This is a genomic window from Rhizobiaceae bacterium, assembly GCA_023953835.1.
Classification (GTDB): domain Bacteria; phylum Pseudomonadota; class Alphaproteobacteria; order Rhizobiales; family Rhizobiaceae; genus Mesorhizobium_G.
This window is the reverse complement of the sequence record JAMLJB010000001.1, coordinates 2,811,899-2,833,387: the sequence shown is the minus strand read 5'-3', so window position 1 is coordinate 2,833,387 and position 21,489 is coordinate 2,811,899. Positions and strand designations below refer to the sequence as shown.

Sequence of the window (21,489 nt, the reverse complement as noted above, 5' to 3'; positions counted from 1 at the left end):
TGCCGACCAGCGCGCATCTTCGCAGTTGCGTGCGCCATTTACGCCAGAATCGCGGCGGAAGGAAGTCGCCGCCCCAATGCAGTACCGGAGCGGCGTAAAGCTCAGCGTGTCAGCCGCTTGTAGGTCATGCGATGCGGATTGACCGCCTCCGGCCCGAGACGGCGGATCTTGTCCTGCTCGTAATCCTCGAAATTGCCCTCGAACCATTCCACATGGCTGTCGCCCTCAAAGGCGAGAATATGCGTCGCCAGACGGTCGAGGAACATGCGGTCGTGGCTGATGATGACTGCACAGCCGCCAAAACTTTCGAGCGCATCCTCAAGTGCGGCCAGCGTTTCGGTGTCGAGGTCATTGGTCGGCTCGTCGAGGAGCAGCACGTTGCCGCCCGTGCGCAGCATCTTGGCGAGGTGCACGCGGTTCCGCTGGCCGCCGGACAGGTTGCCGACCTTCTGCTGCTGGTCGCCGCCGCGAAAGTTGAAGGACGAGCAATAGGCGCGCGTGTTCGCGTCGAACTTGCCGAGCTTGACCACCTCCGCACCGCCGGAGATTTCCTCCCAGACGGTCTTGTTGGGGTCGAGCGCATCGCGGCTCTGGTCGACATAACCGAGCTTTACCGTCTCGCCGACGCGAATGGAGCCCTGATCCGGCTTCTCCTGACCCGTAATCATGCGGAACAAGGTCGTCTTGCCCGCGCCGTTCGGTCCGATGACGCCCACAATGCCGCCGGGCGGAAGCTTGAACGACAGGTCGTCAATCAGCAACCGGTCGCCATACCCTTTCGAAAGCCCGTCGATTTCGATAACCACGTTGCCAAGCCGTTCGCCATGCGGAATGACGATCTGGGTATCGGTCGGCCTGCGGCTGTCGGCCTGTTCAAGCAGTTCCTCGAACGCCTTGATGCGTGCCTTGGATTTGGTTTGTCGCGCTTTCGGACTGGACGCGATCCATTCACGCTCGCGCGTGATCGCCTTCTGGCGGGCGTCGTCCTCGCGGCCTTCCTGCTTGAGCCGCTTGGCCTTGGCTTCCAGATAGGCGGTGTAATTGCCTTCATATGGAATGCTGCGGCCACGGTCGAGTTCGAGAATCCAGCCAGTAACGTTGTCGAGAAAGTAGCGGTCGTGGGTGATGATCAGCACTGCGCCCGGATAGGCGCGCAGATGCTTTTCCAGCCATGCGGTCGTCTCGGCGTCGAGGTGGTTGGTCGGCTCGTCGAGCAGCAGCAGATCGGGCTGTTCGAGCAGCAGGCGGCAAAGCGCAACGCGGCGGCGCTCGCCACCGGACAGCTTGGTCACGTCGGCATCCTTCGGCGGACAGGCCAGCGCATCCATCGCCATCTCGATCTGCTGCTCGAGGTCCCAGAGGTTGAGGCGGTCCATCTCGTCCTGAAGCTTGGCCGACTCATCCGCCGTCTCGTCGGAGTAGTTCATCATCAGCTCATTGTAGCGTTCGATGATGGCGGTCATTTTCGCAACGCCGTCCATGACGTTCTCGAACACCGTCTTGTTCGCATCGAGCTGCGGCTCCTGCGCGAGGTAGCCCACGGTCGCGCCTTCGGCCAGCCACGCCTCGCCCGAATATTCCTTGTCCATGCCCGCCATGATGCGCAGGATGGTGGACTTGCCCGCGCCGTTGGGGCCGAGGATGCCGATCTTGGCGTCGGGATAGAAGGAAAGATGCACGTTATCGAGCACCTTCTTGGTGCCGTAAGCCTTGGTCAGGCCGGACATATGGTAGATGAATTGGCGAGCCACGCTTTGCCTGTCCTGTCTTCGATGATCGGAGAATTGCGCGCTATGTAGGCGAGCGCGCGCAAAACGGCAATCGCCATTCTGCCCGCACAAGCCAAGAATTGCGCCGCACTTGACGCCACAATCGGCATCGTCCAACAGTCGCCACCGGTTCGGAGGACTTGATGCGGTTCAGCGAGCAGCGTGTGCTTCAATCGCCGACTGGCGCGATGATAAACTACTACATCCGCAAAGCCGAAGGCAGGCCGCGCGGGATAGTTCATGTCAATCATGGACTTGCCGAGCATGCCGGGCGTTATGCGCGGTTCGCGGATTTCCTGGCGCAATGCGGCTATCACACCTATGCGCATGACCATCGCGGCCACGGATCGACCACCGCGCCGGACGCCCCGCTCGGCGTTTTTGCGTGGAAGAACGGGCGCGCCAAGGTTCTGGCCGATATTTCGGCGATGCACGATCTCATCAAGCGTGAGCATCCGACACTACCGCTGATCCTGTTCGGGCACTCCATGGGCGGCATCATCGCGCTGAATTACATTCAGGAGCGCTCGTCACATCTGAAGGGTGCGGCGATCTTCAACGCAAATGTCTCAGCGGGCGTGCTGGGCCGCGTCGCGCTGCTCGTGCTGGCGTGGGAGCGCATGCGGCTTGGCTCCGACACGCCGTCGCGGATGCTCCCGCGCCTGACATTTCGGGCATGGGCAAAGACTGTTCCCAACGCGCGCACCCCTTTCGACTGGCTATCGCGCGACCCGAACGAAGTGGACAAATACATTGCCGACCCCTTCTGCGGGTGGGACGCATCCATATCGCTGTGGCGCGACCTCTTCGGCTTCATCATCTCGGATGCCCGCGACAAGAACTATGTTCAGGTCGACCGCGACCTGCCCTTGCTGCTGGTTGGCGGCGAGAAGGACCCTGCTACCGATGGCGGCAAGGCAGTTGAAGCGATTGCGCGCAGGTTCGATGCGATGCGGTTTTCGAATCTCGTTACAAGGATTTATCCTCAAGCGCTCCACGAATCTCTCAACGACATCAACCGCGATGAGGTCATGGCCGATTTCGTGGAATGGGCCGACGCAATCGTAAATGCTGGACCAGTGCAGGATGGGTGACAGAATCCGGGCGCGGCTGTATTGGCAGCCCTGAAAGGCTCGGGTCAGGACCTGTTGATTTGAACGAAATGGCAAATCCTCCACTTCACGGCATCCGTGTCATCGAGCTTGCTCGTATCCTCGCCGGTCCGTGGGCCGGGCAATTGCTCGCCGATCTTGGCGCGGACGTCATCAAGGTGGAAAGCCCGGAAGGCGGCGACGACACCCGCAAATGGGGACCGCCATTCGTGGAAGGTGCAGACGGAGAGAACCTCTCGGCTGCCTATTTCCACGCCTGCAATCGTGGCAAACGCTCCATCGCGATAGACTTCTCCACGCCGGAGGGCGCGGCGATCGTGCGAAAACTCGTTGCCGGCGCCGATGTCGTCATCGAGAATTTCAAGCTCGGCGGACTGAAGAAATACGGCCTCGACTATGAATCGCTGAAGGCCGACAATCCGCGCCTCGTCTATTGCTCCATCACGGGCTTCGGGCAGACCGGTCCTTACGCGGCGCGCGCCGGTTATGACTTCATCGTGCAAGGCATGTCCGGACTGATGTCGATCACCGGCCCGGCAGGCGGGGAACCTCAGAAGGTCGGCGTGGCAGTGACCGACATCTTCACCGGCCTCTATTCGGTGATCGCCATTCAGGCGGCGCTTCGACACGCGGAAGCGACGGGGCAAGGCCAGCAGATCGACATGGCCCTGCTCGACACCCAGATGGGCGTACTCGCAAACCAGAACCTGAACTATCTCGTCTCCGGCAAGCCCCCCGTGCAGATGGGCAATGCCCATCCCAACATCGCGCCCTATGAGGTGCTGTCAGCAAAGGACGGCCATTTCATTCTCGCCGTGGGCAATGACGGGCAGTTCCGCAAGTTCTGCGGCGTCGTCGGTCTCGATGATTGCGCGGAGCGCCCGGATTTCGCGACCAACGCGGCGCGCGTTGCGAACCGGGACGCGCTGCGGGCGCGGATGCTTCCCGCGCTGGCGGCTTTCGAACGCGATGCGCTTCTCGCGGCGCTGGAAAAGGCAGGGGTGCCCGCCAGCCCCATCAACAATATCGGGCAGGCATTCGCAGACCCCCAGGCCATCGCACGCGGCATGCATCTCGAACTGGAGGACGGGCACGGAAGCCGGCTGCCGTCCGTCCGCACGCCGATACTGCTCTCCGGCACACGCCTCACCTATGACCGCCCATCGCCCCGGCTCGGCGAGCATACGGCGGAAATCCTCGCGGAACTGGACAAGCACGAATGATGAGAACCGGCGGAAAATTGATCGTCGAGGCACTGGAAGCCAACGGCGTAGAACGCATCTTCTGCGTTCCCGGCGAGAGTTACCTCGCGGTGCTGGACGCGCTCTACGATTCCCCGATCAGGACCATCGTGTGCCGGCAGGAAGGCGGGGCGGCGATGATGGCCGACTGCGAGGGCAGGCTGACCGGGCGTCCCGGCGTCTGTTTCGTCACGCGCGGCCCAGGGGCGACGAACGCGTCGGCCGGCGTGCACATCGCGATGCAGGATTCGGTCCCGATGATTCTTTTCATCGGCCAGATCGCCACTGGCATTCGCGAGCGCGAGGCTTTTCAGGAGGTAAACTACAAGCGCTTCTTCGGCGACATTGCCAAATGGGTGGTCGAGATCGACGACGCCGCGCGGATTCCGGAGTTGGTCACACGCGCATTCGCAGTCGCCACCTCCGGGCGCCCCGGCCCGGTCGTGATTGCCCTGCCCGAGGACATGCTGACATCGGAAGCGGAAGCGCCCGACGCCCTGCCCGCAACACCGGTCGAGACATCTCCGGGTCATGCCGAGATGCGCCAGCTTGCCGACCTGCTTTCCAATGCGAAGCGGCCATTCGTCATTCTGGGCGGCACCCGCTGGTCGGCGAAAGCCAAGTCCGACATTGAAAAGGCGGCAGAGGCATGGGCGCTGCCCGTGGGATGTTCATTCCGCCGCCAGATGCTGTTCGACAATCTCCATCCCTGTTACGCGGGCGACGTGGGGATCGGCCCGAACCCGAAACTTGCCGCAGCAATCAAAGAAGCCGACCTCGTTCTGCTTGTCGGCGGACGATTCGGTGAGATGCCGTCGTCGGACTACACATTGCTCAAGAGCCCCTACCCGGACCAGACGCTAGTCCATATCCATGCCGACGCCAATGAACTGGGTCGGGTCTATCGCCCTGCGCTTGCCATCAATGCAACGCCGGCTGCGTTCGTGCGGGCCTTTGCAGATATGCTGCCCCAGACGCCGCCCGCATGGGACGAGCGCACGGAAACGCTGCACAAATCCTATCTCGACTGGTCGACCCCACCCGAAACCGGGCCCGGCTCGGTGCAGATGGGTCCGATCATGGCCTATCTCGAAACCGTGCTGCCGGATGATACGATCATCACGAACGGCGCGGGAAACTATGCCACCTGGGTGCATCGGTTCCATCGCTTCCGGCGCTATGGAACGCAGGCCGCTCCAACATCCGGCTCGATGGGCTACGGCTTGCCCGCGGCGGTCGGCGCGAAAGCGGTTTTCCCGGACCGAAACGTCGTGTGCTTCGCTGGAGACGGCTGCTACATGATGCACGGGCAGGAATTTGCCACGGCAGTGCAATATGATTTGCCGATCATCACCGTTGTCGTGAACAACGGCATCTATGGCACCATCCGCATGCATCAGGAGCGCGAATATCCGGGCCGGGTTTCCGGGACCGACATTCGCAACCCCGACTTTGCCGCGCTGGCTCGCGCCTATGGCGGGCATGGCGAGATTGTCGAGAAAACCGCCGACTTCGCTCCCGCATTCGAGCGCGCAAGAGCGAGCGGCAAACCCGCAATCGTGGAAATTCGCCTCGACCCGGAAGCGATTACGCCCACACGAACGCTGACCGATATTCGCGATAAGCGATAGACGTTTGCGCCACCCTTAATGCGCCTGCCGGCACCAGCCCTCCGCTATGGCTCCGGGCGTTCATCGCTCGAAAAGCCCATTCCGGGGCTTTTCGTTCACTTCGCGAACCGCTCTTCACCCCCGTAAAGACAGGGAGAAGGTCAATAGGTTCAGGCTCTACTTGATCGCCTTGTCCGTAATCGCGCTGGTCCAGGCTCCGGACGGTTCCTTGGTGATGATCTTCTGGTCGAGCAATGCCTTGGCGGTGCGTTCGTAGGCTGCCTCGATCAGTTTGCCATCGGCATTGTCGATCAGCTTGGCGACCTCACCCATCATACGCTTCTGGTGGTTCTCATCCTGCCCACCGTTCTCGACGACGATGTCCGCCGCCTCGTCAGGATTCTCCGTGGCGTATTTCCAGCCCTTCATGGAGGCGCGCACAAAACGGACCATCTTGTCCTCGAAGGCCGGGTCCTTGAGCTTGTCTTCCATCGCGTAGAGGCCATCCTCAAGCAGGTCGTTGCCCATCGCCGAATAGTTGAACACAATCAGGTCTTCCGGCTTGTAACCGGCGTCGATGAGCTGCCAATATTCGTTATAGGTCATGACGGAAATGCAATCCGCCTGCTTCTGGATCAAAGGCTGCACGTCGAAGGACTGCTTGAGCACGGTGACGCCGTCCGCACCACCTTCGGTCGGATAGCCGAGCTTGTTCATCCAGGCATAGAATGGGTACTCGTTTCCGAAGAACCAGACGCCGAGCGTGTGCCCCTTGAAATCGGCTTCGGTCTTGACCGGTCCATCCTTCGGGCAGACGAGTTCCATGCCGGCCTTCTTGAACGGCTGGGCGATGTTGACCAGCCCGACACCCTTGTCACGCGCGGCCAGCGCGCCGCCCATCCAGTCCACAATGACGTCGGCCCCGCCACCTGCGATGACCTGTTCGGGTGCGATGTCCGGGCCGCCCGGCTTGATCGTCACGTCAAGCCCTTCCTCCTCATAGAACCCCTTGTCTTTGGCGACGTAGTAGCCGGCAAACTGGCTCTGCGTGACCCATTTCAGTTGGAGCGTTACCGGATCGGCGGCCTGCGCCTGGAAGGCACCCAGCGCCATCGCCGTTGCGAAAAGCGAAAATGTCATTTTTTTCATGTGCTTGACCCTCTGGTGTTGATTCACTTTGTCAATTTTCCGCCTATCCCCCGCGGATCGACGGATGCCAAAATGTCGTTGCCCTCTCGATGAGGGCGATCACGCCATAGAAGACTGAACCTGCGACCGCTGCAACTGCGATTTCGGCCCAGACCATGTCGATATTCATACGCCCGACTTCGGTGGAAATGCGGAAGCCCATGCCGACGACCGGCGTCCCGAAAAACTCCGCGACGATGGCCCCGATGAGCGCCAGCGTCGAGTTGATTTTCAGCGCGTTGAAGATAAAGGGCGCGGCGGCCGGAAGGCGCAGTTTCCACAGCGTCTGCCAGTAGCCCGACGCGTAGGTCCGCATGAGGTCGCGTTCCATGTGGCTGGCGGCCGCAAGTCCTGCCACCGTGTTCACCAGCATCGGGAAAAAGGTCATCACGACGACAACCGCCGCCTTGGAAGGCCAGTCGAAGCCGAACCACATGACCATGATGGGCGCGACTCCGATAATGGGAAGCGCGGAAACCATATTGCCGATTGGCAGCAGCCCCTTGCGCAGGAATGCGACGCGGTCCGCCAGAATGGCCGTGACGAATCCGGCGCCGCAGCCGATCGCATATCCGATCAGCACGGATTTCAGGATGGTCTGGCGGACATCGGCACCAAGCACGGGCAATGAATTCATCAGCCGCTGGCCCACCGCTGCAGGCGGCGGCAGGAGAATGAACGGTACGCCCGCGCCGCGCACGACTGCTTCCCACAAGATCAAAATCCACGCCCCGAATATCGTCGGTATCAGGATGCGCAGGAGCGCGCCGGTCAGTCGGCTGCGGCTACGTACGGAGGAAAGCAGGGAGACACATCGCCAGGCCAGCAGCCATGCAGCGGCAATCGCGCAGAAGAAGGAGGCTCTTCCGCTGCCCTCCTGCCCTGCGATTCCGGCGATGAGCAGCCAGGCGGCAATATGCGCCGCAAGGAAAAAGAGGACAGCCTTCGATACAACAGGGAGACGCAGGCCATCTCCAATCGCGGCCCCGATCAGCAGGGCCAGCACGAGCGCCGTTTGCGCCGCGCTGAACCCGGCGCTGTCGATGGTGAATGGCAGGGTCAGCATCGCAATCAATGCCAGCAGGAGGACAACCCAGGACTGCCAGGAAAGAGATTGAATGCTCATGTCGGTCGCGCGCCCATCGCATGCTCGACAATATTGGACGCGAGCCCCACGAGACCAACCAGCAGCATCGCCACAATCGACCCCGCGACGAGTGCTGCCCACATATCGATGGTGTTCGAAAAGTAGGACGCACTCAGGAGTTTTGCGCCGATGCCCGCGACTGCGCCTGTAGGCAATTCGCCAACGATTGCGCCGACGAGGCTGGCCGCAATCGCAACTTTCATCGATGCGAATAGGAAGGGGACCGACGCCGGAACGCGCAGCTTCCAGAAAACCTGCGAAGGACTGGCATTGTATGTGTGCATCAGGTCGAGCAGCATCAAATCGGGCGAACGCAGGCCCTTCACCATGCCGACCGCCACGGGAAAGAAGGACAGGTAGGTCGAAATCAGCGCCTTGGGCAGCAGGCCGGTAATGTTGATCGCCGCGAGCACGACGATGATCATCGGCGCAATGGCAAGGATCGGGATGGTTTGCGATGCGATGATCCACGGCATGAGGCTACGGTCGAGCGCTGCGACATGCACGATTCCGACCGCAATCAGCACGCCGAGAATGGTACCGAAAGTGAAGCCCAAAAGCGTCGACGAGAGCGTGACCGCCGCATGGTAGACGAGGCTGCGATTGCTCGTGACCTTGCGCAGGAAGGTGTTCTCGAACACGTTTTGCGCTACCTGGTGAGGCGCGGGGACAATCGGCTTTGCCTGCGAGAGCGTGCTTTGAAGAAACTCTATCGTCCCCGGCGCCACGTTGGCGCGGCGGTCCATGTCGCGCTGGAACGGCGCGTTCATGAACACGGCAAGCACGTACCAGCCGATCACGATACCGATGAGCAAGGTACCGACCGGAACGATCTTTTCGGTCACGCTGTTCATGCGCCGCCGCTCTCAATCGTCATAGCTGTGCCCCGCCCTCAGGCCGTCGCGAACCCGGGCGGCGATGGCCAGAAACTCAGGCGTTTCGCGAATATCGAGTGGACGTTCGCGCGGCAGCGTCGATTCAATCACATCGGTGACGCGACCGGGTCGCGGCGACATGACCACGATACGCGTCGAAAGATAGACGGCCTCCGGAATGGAATGGGTGACGAAGCAGATTGTCTTGTTGGTGCGCGCCCAAAGTTCGAGCAACTGTTCGTTCAGATGGTCGCGCACGATTTCGTCGAGCGCGCCGAACGGCTCGTCCATCAGCAACAGGTCGGCATCGAAGGCAAGCGCGCGGGCAATCGACGCGCGCTGCTGCATGCCGCCCGAAAGCTGCCAAGGATATTTCTTTTCAAAGCCGGTGAGATTCACGAGGCTGAGCGTGCGTTCGACGCGCTGGCGCTGCTCCGCCGCCGAAATGCCGATAATTTCAAGCGGCAGCGCGACGTTTCTCTCGATTGTGCGCCATGGAAGCAGGGCGGCGGCCTGAAACACGTAGCCATAGGCGCGCGCCTCGCGCGCCTGCTCCGCGCTCATGCCGTTGACCTCCAGCGTTCCGGCGGTCGGCTTTTCAAGGTCCGCGATGGTGCGCAGGAAGGTCGTTTTTCCGCAGCCCGACGGGCCGATGAAAGAGACGAATTCGCCTTTCTCAATGGTGAGATCGACGTCTGACAGGGCCTGTACCGGCCCGTCACTCGTTTGAAATGTAAGGCCCAGCCCCGATGCGGCGATAACCGCACCCCTCGCTCCGGCGGCCCCTTTGTCTTGCTGGCTCGGACTCAAACTTCGATCCTGGCTTCTTGTCGTGTTCCCGCGTCAGGTTTGCCTGACATATTTTTATCGGCAAGGGAAATCCTCGCCCCTTTTCCCGCTACACACCGGATGCCGGAATCCCCGTGCGTTCGACCTTGCGCGGCGCGGTAAGTTCTTTCCACGCCGAAAGCGCCCGGTTCACCGCCCCGTTCGGCTCGCGCGCCACGAACTCGCCGTGACCGGGGCGCGCATCGACCTTGCCGTCGTTCACCGCGACTTCGCCACGCGTGAAGACGAAACGCGGCAAGCCTGTCACCTCGACGCCCTCGAACACATTGTAGTCGATGATCGATTGCTGCGACTTGGCGCTGATCTTCTTCTTCTTTTTCGGGTCCCAAACGATGATGTCGGCATCGGCCCCTTCGACGATTGCGCCCTTGCGGGGATACATGTTGAGTATCTTTGCAATGTTGGTCGAGGTTACGGCCACGAACTCGTTCATCGTCAGCCGACCGGTGTTCACGCCCTTTGTCCACAAGACGGGAAGCCGGTCCTCAAGTCCGCCGGTACCATTGGGGATCTTCGTAAAGTCCCCCGCGCCGAAGCGTTTCTGGTCGGTGGTGAATGCGCAATGATCCGTCGCGACCACCTGCAACGATCCGGCCTGCAAGCCAGCCCAGAGCGAATCCTGATGCAGCTTGTTGCGGAAGGGCGGGCTCATCACGCGACGCGCGGCATGGTCCCAGTCCTTGTTGAAATACTCTGATTCGTCCAGCACGAGATGCTGGATCAGCGGCTCGCCGAAAACCCGCATTCCCTTCTGCCGGGCGCGACGGATGGCTTCGTGCGCCTGCTCGCAGGAGGTGTGCACGACATAAAGCGGCACGCCTGCCATATCGGCGATCATGATGGCGCGATTGGTCGCTTCGCCTTCCACTTCCGGCGGACGAGAATAGGCGTGACCCTCCGGACCATTGTTGCCTTCGGCCAGAAGCTTCTGGCTGAGCGCCGCCACGACGTCGCCGTTCTCGGCGTGGACGAGCGGCAATGCGCCCAGTTCGGCGCAGCGCTGGAACGACGCATACATCTCATCGTCGTTGACCATCAACGCGCCCTTGTAGGCCATGAAATGCTTGAACGAGTTGATGCCCCTCTCGACGACGGTCTTCATCTCGTCGAAAACCTGCTCGCCCCACCATGTGATCGCCATGTGGAAGGAATAGTCACAAGCCGCCTTGCTCGTCTTGTTGTCCCACATCGACAGCGCCTCCAACAGCGACTGGTTGGGAGACGGCAGGCAGAAGTCCACCACCATTGTGGTGCCGCCTGAAAGTGCGGCCCGTGTGCCGCTCTCGAAATCGTCGGCGGAATAGGTGCCCATGAAAGGCATTTCGAGATGGGTGTGCGGATCGATGCCGCCCGGCATCACATAGCACCCGGTCGCGTCGAACTCGTGATCGCCATGCAGGTCGGGGCCGATTGCCTCGATCTTCCCATGCTTGAAAAGGACATCCGCCTTGTATGTGCGGTCCGCCGTGACAATCGTGCCGTTCTTGATGACTTTGGACATAGGGATGCTCCTCAACTTCGTCTTGAGCGCCAGTTGCGCAAATCTCTCACCAGAATATCGAGCGTCCCGAAAACCGGCACGGCGACGGCCAGCGTGGCCGGCTTCGACGTGCCTCTCGGCACGCAACTCGCCGCGATCTGGCGCTGATGTTCTTCATCCACCCAGATGCGCGAAAATTCCAGAAGTTCCGCAATGATGTCCGCCCGCAGGCGACTTATGCGGACATAGTTCATGCGGAATATCGACAGCGCCGATATTGCCGTCGTTGCCAGCGCGATTGCAAACACCACCAGCAGATAGTGCGGATTTCCCGCATAGCTTCCCGACAATTCGGCATAAAGCCAGACCACAAGCGACAATAGGACGAATGTCTTGGAAATGCGAAAGGCAGACAACGTGCCCTGCACCTTATTTTTGGTGTATTCGTCGCTGTCGACTTCTATGCCGCGCAACTTCTTGGAAAATTCATAGAGCCGCTGGTTTTCCTCTTCGGTGTGTTCCTCGCCGCGCGCGACCCTCAATGTCTCGAAAGCCTTGTGGGTGATGTCATCGATGGTCGACCATCCCGCCGCAGGCACGATCGTGGGCGGGAGGTAATATCCGATCGCCTCGAACATCACATAGGTCAGGTGGATGGTCGTCACGAATATGAAAAGGATCAGAAAAATCGCGACATCCGATACGCCGAGCGTATCGAAGATGTTCTGGTAGTTCTCGACAACCCCGTTCAAGAGGTCCATCGACGGAAGGAAACCCTCGGTCGCGCTGCCGATGGGCACAAACCCGGCAAAAACGTAGAACACCACCCCGGCGACCAGCAGTCTCGAAGTCATGAAGTTCGAGAAGCGCACCACGCCCTGGAGGAGCTCTTCAACATCCATATAGGGTCAGGACCTGTTGGTCTGGACGAAACGGTTTGGGGCCAACCCCGACATTATTCCACGATCTCCGCAGTTTCGATAACGGCATGGAACAGGACATCGCAGCCGGCCGCCGCCCATTCCTTGGAAATCTCTTCGGCCTCGTTGTGCGACAGGCCGTCGACGCACGGACACATGACCATGGCGGTCGGCGCCACGCGGTTGATCCAGCAGGCGTCATGTCCCGCGCCGGAAACGATGTCGCGATGCGAGTAGCCCAGTCGTTCGGCAGCGTCTCGAACAGCCTTCACGCAGCCCGGATCGAACGTCACAGGGTCGAAATGACCGACCTGCTCAATCTCGAACTTCACGTCGAGTGCTTCGCATATGGTGGCGATCCCCTCGCGGATGCGGGCATCCATCTCGTCCAGCACGCGCTTGTCGGGCGAGCGTATATCGATGGTGAACACCGTGCGCCCGGCAATGATGTTCCGCGAGTTCGGATAGACCTCCATGTGGCCGATCGCGCCCACCGCGTCCGGCTGATAGTCCATGGCGACCTCGTGCACGAGTTCGGTTACCCGCGCCATGCCGAGACCTGCGTTGCGACGCTTCGGCATCGGTGTCGAGCCGGTGTGGCTCTCCTTGCCGGTGATGGTGACCTGCAGCCATTTCAAACCCTGGCCATGCGTGACCACGCCGATATCGATGCCCTCATCCTCAAGGATCGGGCCTTGCTCGATATGAAGCTCGAAGAAAGCGTGCATCTTGCGCGCGCCGACTTCCTCGTCGCCCTTCCAGCCGATGCGTTCCAGCTCATCGCCGAAGCGCTTTCCCTTTGCGTCCACGCGATCATAGGCCCAGTCGAGTTCGTGAATGCCTGCAAACACGCCCGAGGCCAGCATTGCAGGCGCAAATCTCGTTCCCTCCTCGTTCGTCCAGTTGGTGACGACGATGGGGTGCCGCGTCCTGATTCGCAGATCGTTCATCGACCTGATCACTTCCAGCCCGCCAAGGACACCAAGAATACCGTCATACCGGCCGCCGGTCGGCTGCGTGTCGAGGTGAGAACCCACATAGACGGGCAAAGCTTCAGGATCGGTGCCCTCGCGACGCGCGAACATGGTGCCCATTTTATCGACGCCCATGGTCAGGCCGGCTTCCTCGCACCATTTCCGGAAGAGCCGCCTGCCCTCGCCATCCTCGTCCGTGAGAGTCTGGCGGTTATTTCCGCCCGCGACACCCGGTCCGATCTTTGCCATCTCGTGGATCGAATCCCACAGGCGATCCGCGTTGATCCTCAGATTTTCTCCGGGTGCAGCCAATTTAACAACCTCACTTCATTTCAGCAGTGATCGCGCGAACCGTGCGCACTCTTCAATCGACCATTCTCAGGACTTCTCGCACATGATCGATCAATTCATCGATCTGGCCCTTTGTGATGATCAGCGGTGGAGACAGCGCGATGATATCGCCGGTGGTGCGGATCAGCGCTCCGCGCTCAAACGCCTTGACGAAGGCGGAGAAGGCGCGCTTCGTCGGCTGGCCCGCAATCGGCTCAAGTTCGATTGCGCCGACAAGCCCGATGTTACGGATGTCGATCACGTGCGGCTCGCCCTTCAGCGAATGCAGCGCTTCCTCCCAATGTGGAGCGAGTTCAGCGCCGCGCGTCAGGAGACCCTCTTCCTTGTAGGTGTCAAGCGTGCCGAGCGCTGCCGCGCAGGCAATCGGATTGCCGGAATAGGTATAGCCGTGGAATAGCTCGATCATATGTTCCGGGCCGTTCATGAAGGCGTCGTGGATTTCCTTCTTCGCAAACACCGCCCCCATCGGGATCACTCCGTTGGTGATGCCTTTGGCGGTGGTGATGAGATCAGGCACGACCCCGAAATAGTCCGCCGCGAAGGGCGTTCCAAGACGGCCGAAACCGGTGATAACTTCGTCGAATATCAACAGGATTCCATGCTTCGTGCAGATGTCGCGGAGCTTCTTCAAATAGCCCTTGGGCGGGATCAGCACGCCAGTCGAACCGGCGACGGGCTCCACGATCACAGCGGCGATGGTGGATGCGTCGTGCAGTGCAACGATGCGTTCAAGCTCGTCGGCCAGCTCGGCGCCATATTCCGGTTCGCCGCGCGTGAAGCCGTTCTTGCCGGGCAGATGCGTGTGCGGCAGATGATCGACACCGCCGAGCAATGTGCCGAACATCTTTCGGTTGGTGACGATGCCGCCAACGGAAATGCCGCCGAAATTCACGCCGTGATAGCCGCGCTCGCGCCCAATGAGCCGTGTGCGCGAGCCGTCTCCACGCGCGCGATGATAAGCAAGTGCGATCTTGAGAGCGGTTTCCACCGATTCTGAGCCCGAATTGGTGAAAAATACATGTTCCATGCCCGCAGGGGCGAGATCGACAAGCCGGTTCGCCAGCTCAAAAACGATGGGGTGGCCCATCTGGAATGCCGGTGCATAGTCAAGCTCGCCGGCCTGCTCACGAATCGCTTCTGTGATCTTCGGCCTGCAATGGCCCGCGTTCACGCACCAAAGCCCCGCCGTTCCGTCCATGATCTTGCGGCCATCGCTCGCCGTATAGTGCATATCCTTCGCCGCAACGAGCATGCGCGGCGCTTGCTTGAACTGGCGGTTTGCCGTGAACGGCATCCAGAACGCCGAGAGGTCGTTGGGGGTAACTTTCAAGCGATTGGACATGGCCATGTATTCCTTTCAGATGCTTCCCCGACACCGGGGAGTGTTGTCAGGTTTCCAGGTGCCAACGCTTGGTTTTTTCTGCATTTTTGTGCTAGAAAGGTTTTACCGATTGGACAAACGTTAGCATCGCCGCTGATGTGGTCAAGGGATTACTAAGCGAATGGAACTGCAACTTCCCGCGCCACGATCAACCAATATCTGGTCCAGCCCATTGGGCCAGTTTTCGTCCGCATATCCCGGCAAATTCTCATGAATGCACCCGTCAAGCCGCCTCAGCGCACCCGTATCCAGATAGAGAAGCGCCAACTCATTCTCGACGCGGCATTAGACGTGTTTTCGACGCACGGATTTCGAGGAGCGACGATCGACCAGATCGCCGAAGCCGCAGGAATGTCAAAGCCCAACTTGCTCTACTATTTCAGGAGCAAGGAGGACATGCATCAAACACTGATATCCAATCTGCTTGACACATGGCTCGAACCCCTGCGGGAGTTCGAGGACGTGCACGACCCCTTGCTGGAGATCAGGGCTTACATCCGGCGTAAGCTCGAAATGGCGCGCGACTATCCGCGCGAGAGCCGGTTATTCGCAAACGAGATGCTTCAGGGCGCGCCGCATGTGATCGCCATGCTGGAGGGCGACTTGAAAGCGCTCGTCGACGAGAAGGCCGAACTGATAAAGAACTGGATCAGCACCAAGCGCATTTCGCCCATCGATCCACATCATCTTATTTTCTCGATCTGGGCGACGACGCAGCATTATGCCGATTTCGACATCCAGGTGCGCGCCGTGCTCGGCACCGAGCGCTACGGCGATGGGCGCTTCGACGATGCCGCGCGGTTCCTCGAGGCGCTATATATCGACGGCCTGCGGCCCCGGAACTGAGAAGCCGCTGCCGGAACGGGATTTCTCCCGTCCGGGCAACCCCGCTTTTTTTCGTCTATTCGGCTGCCTCGCGCACCGCGGGATTGTTCGGATGCGTCGTCCAGTTGGCGTATTCGGACGACACCGTCTTGCCGGTGCGCAGATCGACCTGTCCCGCGGCCAGCGGCACCATGGTTATGCAGTTCTCGACGGGGCAGACGTTGACGCAAAGATTGCAGCCGACGCATTCGTCATCCATAACCTCGAAATGGCGGACGCCATCGACCATGCTGGTAATCGCCTGGTGCGAGGTATCCTCGCAGGCGATGTGGCACCGCCCGCACTTGATGCAGGCTTCCTGATCGATGTGCGCTTTGGCGATGTAGTTCAGGTTCAAATATTGCCAGTCGGTGACGTTCCGGGTTGCCCGCCCGCAAATGTCGTCGAGCGTGCGATGGCCTTTTTCGTCCATCCAGTTTTCGAGGCCCGCAATCATCTCCTGCACGATCTTGAATCCATAGGTCATGGCCGCCGTGCAGACCTGAACATTGCCCGCGCCGAGCGCGATGAACTCGGCGGCATCCCGCCAGGTCGTCACGCCACCTATCCCCGAGATCGGCAGTCCCGCCGTTTCAGCATCGCGCGCAATCTCCGCGACCATGTTGAGCGCGATCGGCTTCACCGCCGGCCCGCAATAGCCGCCATGCGAACCTTTGCCGTCAATTGTGGGCTCCGGCGCAAACGTATCCAGATTGACGGAGGTGATCGAACTGACTGTGTTTATGAGCGAGACGGCGTCTGTGCCGCCCGCAAATGCAGCGCGTGCTGGACGTCGAATGTCGGTGATATTCGGCGTCAGCTTGGTGATGACCGGCATGCGGGTGGTGGCTTTGCACCAACGCACCACCATTTCGATATATTCGGGCACCTGCCCTACCGCCGAACCCATGCCCCGTTCGCTCATGCCATGCGGGCAACCGAAGTTCAGCTCAATGCCGTCTGCCTCGGTTTCCTCGACGAGCGGCAGGATCGCTTTCCAGCTTTCCTCGACGCAGGGCACCATGAGCGAGACGACGAGCGCGCGGTCGGGCCAATCCTTCTTGACCTGCTTTATCTCCTGAAGGTTCAGTTGAAGCTGCCGGTCGGTGATCAACTCGATGTTGTTCAGGCCGAGCAGTCGGCGATCCGCCCCCCAGATCGCGCCATAGCGCGGACCATTGACATTGACGATCGGCGGCCCCTCCTCGCCCAGGGTCTTCCAGACCACGCCGCCCCAGCCCGCCTGGAAGGCGCGCACGACATTATAGGCCTTGTCCGTCGGCGGCGCCGATGCCAGCCAGAACGGATTGGGCGATTTGATGCCTACGAAATTGTTGCGTATGTCTGCCATGCTCAGGCCCTCCCGTTCGAGGCAAGCGCGCGGTGGATGCTTTCGGCAGCGTCACGACCGGCGGCGACGGCGGAAACGGTGAGATCCTCGCGGGAATCCGCGACACAATCGCCGCCCGCCCAGACATTTTTCATCGATGTGCGGCCCTCCGGGTCGACTTTGATGCGTCCTTTTTCGAGCACCAGCGCAGGCTCGCCGCCGTCGAGCATCGACGCTTCGAACTGCTGGCCGATCGCCTTGAATATCTGATCCGCGGAAAGGACCATGGTTTCGCCGGTCCCCACGAGCTTTCCGTCTTTCATCCCGGTATATTCAAGCTCGATCCCCGTTGCGCTGCCATTTTCCGTGAGCACGCGCTTCGGCTGCATCCAGTGCCGGATCACCACACCATTCGCGGTCGCCAGGTCCTGCTCGAATTCAGACGCGTTCATGTCGTCCTTACCGCGCCGGCAGCAGATTGTGACATCCTCCGCACCGAGCAGCTTGGACTGCACGGCGGCGTCGATGGCCGTCATTCCCCCGCCGATCACGACAATGCGTCTGCCCACCGGCAATTGCGAGAGGTCTTTCGCCTGCCTCAGTTCAGAGATGAAATCGACCGCGTCCCGAACACCGTTTGCGTCCTCGCCCGTCACACGCAGCGCATTTACTCCGGCAAGCCCCATGCCCAGGAAAACAGCGTCGAAATCGCGGGCGAGTTCCCCAAGATGAATGTCGCGACCAAGCGCCTTTCCGTGCTCGATGTCGATGCCGCCGATCGCGGTCACGTAGTCGACCTCGGCCTGGGCGAAATCATCGGTGCTCTTGTAAGCGGCAATTCCATATTCGTTGAGGCCACCGCTCTTCGGCTTCGCTTCGAATATCGTGACGTCGTGACCGTAGCGGGCGAGCCGGTGCGCGGACGCGAGTCCTGCCGGACCTGCGCCGACAACAGCGATCCTCCGGCCGGTCTTAGGCGCGCGGTGATAAAACTGCTTGTGCTGATGCATGGCAGCGTCGGTCGCGTAGCGCTGCAGGCGTCCGATCTGTACAGGCTTGCCCTCCGCCTTTTCGCGGACACAGGCTTCCTCGCACAGCGTCTCGGTCGGGCAGACGCGTGCGCACATCCCGCCGAGAATATTCTGGTCGAAGATTGTCTTTGCGGAACCCAGCGGATTGCCCGTGGCGATCTGCCTGATGAACATCGGAATGTCGATGGCGGTCGGACATGCCTGCATGCAGGGCGCGTCGTAACAGAAATAGCAGCGGTCGGCCTCGACCAGCGCCTCATGCTTATCCAATGGAGGATGCAGATCGGAGAAATTGTCAGCGTACTGACCCGATGCCAGGCGGCCCGGCTCTATCCCGTCCCTGAACAACCCAATGGACATGCTTACTCCCATCCAACCAAATTCCCCAGCGTAAGGTATCACAGTCATTTTTTTTATCAATCAGTCAAAAACATTCTAAGCCATTGCTATTTAATGACAAAAACATGACTTTTTATATCAAGTTAAATTAGCGGTTGGGTGTTTTCTGCGCGCGCCGAAGGATGGTTAATAACCCTCGTAAGGAACGATTCAGCATCTGGCGCTATATGCACGCCATGGACATGTATAATTTTAGTAAAATTGCATGCGTTGCTGTCCTGCTCGCGGTCGCGGGCTGCGCAAGTCATCCGACGCAGATCAACAATGTGTGCGCGGTTTTCGACCAACGCGACGGCTTCTTCAATAGCTGGCGATCCTCCGCCGAAGAGTCAGCGTCGCGGTATGGGGTGCCTGTGCACGTGCTCATGGCCACCGTGCGCAAGGAGTCAGGTTTCAAATCCGATGCCCGTCCCCCGCGCACCAAGCTTCTCGGCTTTATTCCGTGGACGCGGCAGTCCAGCGCCTATGGCTATTCCCAGGCGCTGGACGGCACATGGACAACCTACAAGGCGGAAACGGGGAATTTTGCCGCACGGCGGTCGAATTTTGACGACGCGGTCGACTTCATCGGCTGGTACCACTCGCGCTCGGCCAGCGCGCTGGGAATTGATCCGGGCGATACGTACAGACTCTACCTCGCCTACTATCTCGGCTGGACCGGGTACAAGCGCGGCAATTGGGACCCCGGCGTTGACAAGGTGGCACGAGACACGGACCTAATGGCCCGAAACTACGCCCAGCAATTGAACAGTTGCCGATAGCTGACTATCGCGGCTTTTTCCGGGGACGCGCGCTCCGCTTCTGCTTCGGCTCGTCCTGCGGCACAACGTCCTCGTCGGGCGCCTTCGACTTGCTCTCTTCGAAGCTGATGACCTGCTCCATGGTGGCAAGCGTCGCGTCGTCCAGCCAGCACAGGCTCTTGTGGCCGCCGCCGAGGTCCTTGAGCGGAGGCAATTGAGTTTCGCACTTGTTGTCGGGTACGAATTTCTTCCAGCGACAGCGCGTCTGGAATGGACAACCCGGGGGCGGATTCATCGCCGATGGAATATCGCCTTCGAGCACGATGTGTTTCTTCACCACGCTGGTGTCGGCAATCGGGATCGCTGACAGAAGCGCTTCCGTGTAGGGATGATAGGGCGGCGCGAAAATCTGGTCGGTCGTGCCCTGTTCGACAATATGTCCGAGATACATGACGACGACGCGGTCGGCGATATAGCGCACCACCGACAGGTCGTGGCTGATGAACAGCATTGTAGTCTTGTTCTTGCGCTGGATGTCCATGAGCAATTCGGTGACGGCCGCCTGCACCGACACGTCGAGGGCCGACACCGGCTCGTCCGCCACCACCACCTTTGCCTGTCCGGCAAAGGCGCGCGCGACGCCGATCCTCTGCTTTTGGCCGCCGGAAAGCTGGCGCGGCATACGATCGGCGAATGCACGAGGTAATTTGACCAGATCGAGCAGTTCGAGCATGCGCTTGCGACGATCCTCGGGCGTCTTTCCGTAGTTGAATTTCTCCAGCGTCCTGATGATCTGCGATCCAACCGAATGGCTCGGATTGAGCGTGTCGAACGGGTTCTGGAACACCATCTGGATGCCCGAAACGGTCTGCACGTCGCGCACCTCGATCGGCTTCGATTGTATTTCCGAGTTTCCAAGCGTCACGCTGCCTGAACTGGCCGTTTCGAGGCCGAGCAGCACCTTGGCAAGGGTGGACTTGCCGCAACCGGACTCGCCGACGATCGCCACGGTCTCGGATTCGCGAGCTTCAAAGGATATGGCCTCGTTGGCCTTGACGACACGGCCCTCCCCGCCTGCCCCGAACACCTCATTGCCGCCGACACGGTAATATTTCTTCAGGTCGGTGATCTTCAGCACAGCCGCGCCGGGCTTGACCGGCTCATGCTTGCGGTCAGCGCCGGGGGGAAGCTCCGCCCAGTTGATTTCGTTGAAGCGCACACAGCGGCTGAAATGACCGTCGTGCCCCTCCACCGGTATCATCGGGATTTCGGCGGCGTTGCAGACGCCTTCCACGAAGTGGTGGCAGCGCGGCCCGAAATTGCATCCTTTCGGACGCTCCTGCGGCAACGGCAACTGGCCCGGAATGGCCACCAGCGGACGCGAGTTCTTGTCCGCGCCCGGCAGCGGGATCGAACGGAACAGCCCCTGCGTATAGGGATGCCGCATGCGGTCGAACACATCTTCGATCCTGCCGGTTTCGACGGCCTCGCCTGAATACATCACCGTAATCCGGTCGCAGGTCTCAAGGATCAGGCCGAGATTGTGCGACACGAAGATCATGGACGTGCCGAACTTCTGGCCGAGGCCTTTGACCAGATCGACAATGCCCGCCTCGACAGTCACGTCCAGTGCTGTCGTCGGCTCGTCCAGCAACAGCAAGGTCGGCTTGGACAACAGCGCCATGGCGATGACAATGCGCTGCTGCTGGCCGCCGGAAAGCTGGTGGGGATAGGAACGCATCATGCGCTCCGGGTCGGGCAGCCTGACCGCCCGCACCATTTCGAGGGACCGCTTGTAAGCCTCCTCCTTCGATACCTTGTCGTGGATCAGCGGGACTTCCATGAGCTGCTGACCGATCTTCATGGCGGGGTTCAGGCTGGCCATCGGTTCCTGATAGATCATGGCGATCTTGTTGCCGCGAATGGAGCGAAGCTCCTCCTCGCTCATCTCGCCCATGTCCTTGCCCTGGAATTTGATGCGTCCGCCGACGATGCGCCCGACATTGGACAGGTCGCGCATGATACCGAGCGAAACAGTCGATTTGCCGCAGCCGGACTCGCCGACGATGCCCATCGCCTCGCCGGGCATGACCGAACAGGAAAAGTCCATGACGGCGGGGATTTCTCCCCGCTTTGTGAAGAAGGAAATCGACAGGTTCTCGATTTCGAGGATCGGCTGTGCCGATTTGACGGACGTGGCTTTGACGGCTTCGTTCATCGCAATTTCC

The 21,489-nt window shown here is 60.4% G+C and carries 17 protein-coding genes; 5 read left to right on the top strand and 12 right to left on the bottom strand.

The genetic code is table 11. The features are described from left to right. Positions 1 to 101: 101 nt before the first annotated feature. Positions 102 to 1,751, bottom strand: coding sequence for an energy-dependent translational throttle protein EttA (ettA, locus tag M9924_13295; protein ID MCO5065372.1), 1,650 nt, complete (start codon positions 1,749 to 1,751; stop codon positions 102 to 104). Between the two features lie 161 nt (positions 1,752 to 1,912). Here ettA and M9924_13290 point away from each other — a divergent pair, with 161 nt between their 5' ends. From M9924_13290 to M9924_13280, 3 genes are all read left to right on the top strand, one after another. Further along, complete coding sequence (locus tag M9924_13290) at positions 1,913 to 2,863, top strand: alpha/beta hydrolase (GenBank protein MCO5065371.1); 951 nt, start codon at positions 1,913 to 1,915, stop codon at positions 2,861 to 2,863. 68 nt (positions 2,864 to 2,931) lie between these two features. Beyond that, on the top strand, positions 2,932 to 4,104 hold the full coding sequence (locus M9924_13285) for a CoA transferase (GenBank protein MCO5065370.1): 1,173 nt from the start codon (positions 2,932 to 2,934) through the stop codon (positions 4,102 to 4,104). Next, positions 4,104 to 5,753, top strand: coding sequence for a thiamine pyrophosphate-binding protein (locus M9924_13280; protein MCO5065369.1), 1,650 nt, complete (start codon positions 4,104 to 4,106; stop codon positions 5,751 to 5,753). Before M9924_13285 ends, M9924_13280 begins: the two co-directional genes overlap by 1 nt. Positions 5,754 to 5,909: 156 nt before the next feature. On the opposite strand, the gene M9924_13275 is transcribed toward M9924_13280, so the two are convergent. From M9924_13275 to M9924_13240, 8 genes are all read right to left on the bottom strand, one after another. Then, complete coding sequence (locus M9924_13275) at positions 5,910 to 6,881, bottom strand: ABC transporter substrate-binding protein (protein MCO5065368.1); 972 nt, start codon at positions 6,879 to 6,881, stop codon at positions 5,910 to 5,912. Positions 6,882 to 6,924: 43 nt separating this feature from the next. Next, positions 6,925 to 8,046 (bottom strand): ABC transporter permease, encoded by a 1,122-nt coding sequence (locus tag M9924_13270; GenBank protein ID MCO5065367.1) that lies wholly within the window; start codon positions 8,044 to 8,046, stop codon positions 6,925 to 6,927. Continuing rightward, the gene (locus tag M9924_13265) at positions 8,043 to 8,921 is read right to left on the bottom strand and encodes an ABC transporter permease (protein ID MCO5065366.1); all 879 of its coding nucleotides are present in this window, start codon (positions 8,919 to 8,921) and stop codon (positions 8,043 to 8,045) included. The genes M9924_13270 and M9924_13265 overlap by 4 nt, the downstream gene beginning before the upstream one ends. Positions 8,922 to 8,933: 12 nt before the next feature. After that, entirely contained in the window at positions 8,934 to 9,752 is an 819-nt protein-coding gene (locus tag M9924_13260) for an ABC transporter ATP-binding protein (GenBank protein MCO5065365.1), read from the bottom strand. An 88-nt stretch (positions 9,753 to 9,840) separates the two neighbouring features. Further along, the gene (hydA, locus tag M9924_13255; protein MCO5065364.1) at positions 9,841 to 11,292 is read right to left on the bottom strand and encodes a dihydropyrimidinase; all 1,452 of its coding nucleotides are present in this window, start codon (positions 11,290 to 11,292) and stop codon (positions 9,841 to 9,843) included. 11 nt (positions 11,293 to 11,303) lie between these two features. After that, positions 11,304 to 12,173 carry a hypothetical protein gene (locus M9924_13250; GenBank protein MCO5065363.1) on the bottom strand — a complete coding sequence of 290 codons (870 nt, stop codon included), beginning with the start codon at positions 12,171 to 12,173 and terminating at the stop codon, positions 11,304 to 11,306. Between the two features lie 53 nt (positions 12,174 to 12,226). Next, positions 12,227 to 13,477, bottom strand: coding sequence for a Zn-dependent hydrolase (locus M9924_13245; GenBank protein ID MCO5065362.1), 1,251 nt, complete (start codon positions 13,475 to 13,477; stop codon positions 12,227 to 12,229). A 52-nt stretch (positions 13,478 to 13,529) separates the two neighbouring features. Then, positions 13,530 to 14,858 (bottom strand): aspartate aminotransferase family protein, encoded by a 1,329-nt coding sequence (locus M9924_13240; GenBank protein ID MCO5065361.1) that lies wholly within the window; start codon positions 14,856 to 14,858, stop codon positions 13,530 to 13,532. Between the two features lie 249 nt (positions 14,859 to 15,107). Between M9924_13240 and rutR the strand changes: the two genes are divergently transcribed. Next, complete coding sequence (gene rutR, locus M9924_13235; protein ID MCO5065360.1) at positions 15,108 to 15,743, top strand: HTH-type transcriptional regulator RutR; 636 nt, start codon at positions 15,108 to 15,110, stop codon at positions 15,741 to 15,743. 55 nt (positions 15,744 to 15,798) lie between these two features. Here the strand turns inward: rutR and preA are convergent, their stop codons facing one another. Both preA and M9924_13225 read right to left on the bottom strand, forming a co-directional pair. Then, a complete protein-coding gene (preA, locus tag M9924_13230) occupies positions 15,799 to 17,112 on the bottom strand; it encodes an NAD-dependent dihydropyrimidine dehydrogenase subunit PreA (GenBank protein ID MCO5065359.1) in 1,314 nt (437 codons plus the stop codon). A gap of 2 nt (positions 17,113 to 17,114) precedes the next feature. Then, positions 17,115 to 18,482 carry an NAD(P)-dependent oxidoreductase gene (locus M9924_13225; protein MCO5065358.1) on the bottom strand — a complete coding sequence of 456 codons (1,368 nt, stop codon included), beginning with the start codon at positions 18,480 to 18,482 and terminating at the stop codon, positions 17,115 to 17,117. A gap of 215 nt (positions 18,483 to 18,697) precedes the next feature. Here M9924_13225 and M9924_13220 point away from each other — a divergent pair, with 215 nt between their 5' ends. Continuing rightward, entirely contained in the window at positions 18,698 to 19,282 is a 585-nt protein-coding gene (locus M9924_13220; GenBank protein ID MCO5065357.1) for a hypothetical protein, read from the top strand. A 4-nt stretch (positions 19,283 to 19,286) separates the two neighbouring features. Here M9924_13220 and M9924_13215 read toward each other — a convergent pair whose 3' ends face one another. Beyond that, entirely contained in the window at positions 19,287 to 21,479 is a 2,193-nt protein-coding gene (locus tag M9924_13215; protein ID MCO5065356.1) for an ABC transporter ATP-binding protein, read from the bottom strand. Between the last annotated feature and the right edge of the window lie 10 nt (positions 21,480 to 21,489).

Bases quoted from the DNA above. Each gene is read 5' to 3' on its own strand.
- preA (MCO5065359.1), bottom strand. From the start codon at position 17,112: ATGGCAGACATACGCAACAATTTCGTAGGCATCAAATCGCCCAATCCG.
- M9924_13270 (MCO5065367.1), bottom strand. From the start codon at position 8,046: ATGAGCATTCAATCTCTTTCCTGGCAGTCCTGGGTTGTCCTCCTGCTG.
- M9924_13290 (MCO5065371.1), top strand. From the start codon at position 1,913: ATGCGGTTCAGCGAGCAGCGTGTGCTTCAATCGCCGACTGGCGCGATG.
- M9924_13225 (MCO5065358.1), bottom strand. From the start codon at position 18,482: ATGTCCATTGGGTTGTTCAGGGACGGGATAGAGCCGGGCCGCCTGGCA.
- hydA (MCO5065364.1), bottom strand. From the start codon at position 11,292: ATGTCCAAAGTCATCAAGAACGGCACGATTGTCACGGCGGACCGCACA.
- M9924_13265 (MCO5065366.1), bottom strand. From the start codon at position 8,921: ATGAACAGCGTGACCGAAAAGATCGTTCCGGTCGGTACCTTGCTCATC.
- M9924_13250 (MCO5065363.1), bottom strand. From the start codon at position 12,173: ATGGATGTTGAAGAGCTCCTCCAGGGCGTGGTGCGCTTCTCGAACTTC.
- rutR (MCO5065360.1), top strand. From the start codon at position 15,108: ATGAATGCACCCGTCAAGCCGCCTCAGCGCACCCGTATCCAGATAGAG.
- M9924_13240 (MCO5065361.1), bottom strand. From the start codon at position 14,858: ATGTCCAATCGCTTGAAAGTTACCCCCAACGACCTCTCGGCGTTCTGG.
- M9924_13220 (MCO5065357.1), top strand. From the start codon at position 18,698: ATGGACATGTATAATTTTAGTAAAATTGCATGCGTTGCTGTCCTGCTC.
- M9924_13275 (MCO5065368.1), bottom strand. From the start codon at position 6,881: ATGAAAAAAATGACATTTTCGCTTTTCGCAACGGCGATGGCGCTGGGT.
- M9924_13285 (MCO5065370.1), top strand. From the start codon at position 2,932: ATGGCAAATCCTCCACTTCACGGCATCCGTGTCATCGAGCTTGCTCGT.
- M9924_13215 (MCO5065356.1), bottom strand. From the start codon at position 21,479: ATGAACGAAGCCGTCAAAGCCACGTCCGTCAAATCGGCACAGCCGATC.
- M9924_13280 (MCO5065369.1), top strand. From the start codon at position 4,104: ATGAGAACCGGCGGAAAATTGATCGTCGAGGCACTGGAAGCCAACGGC.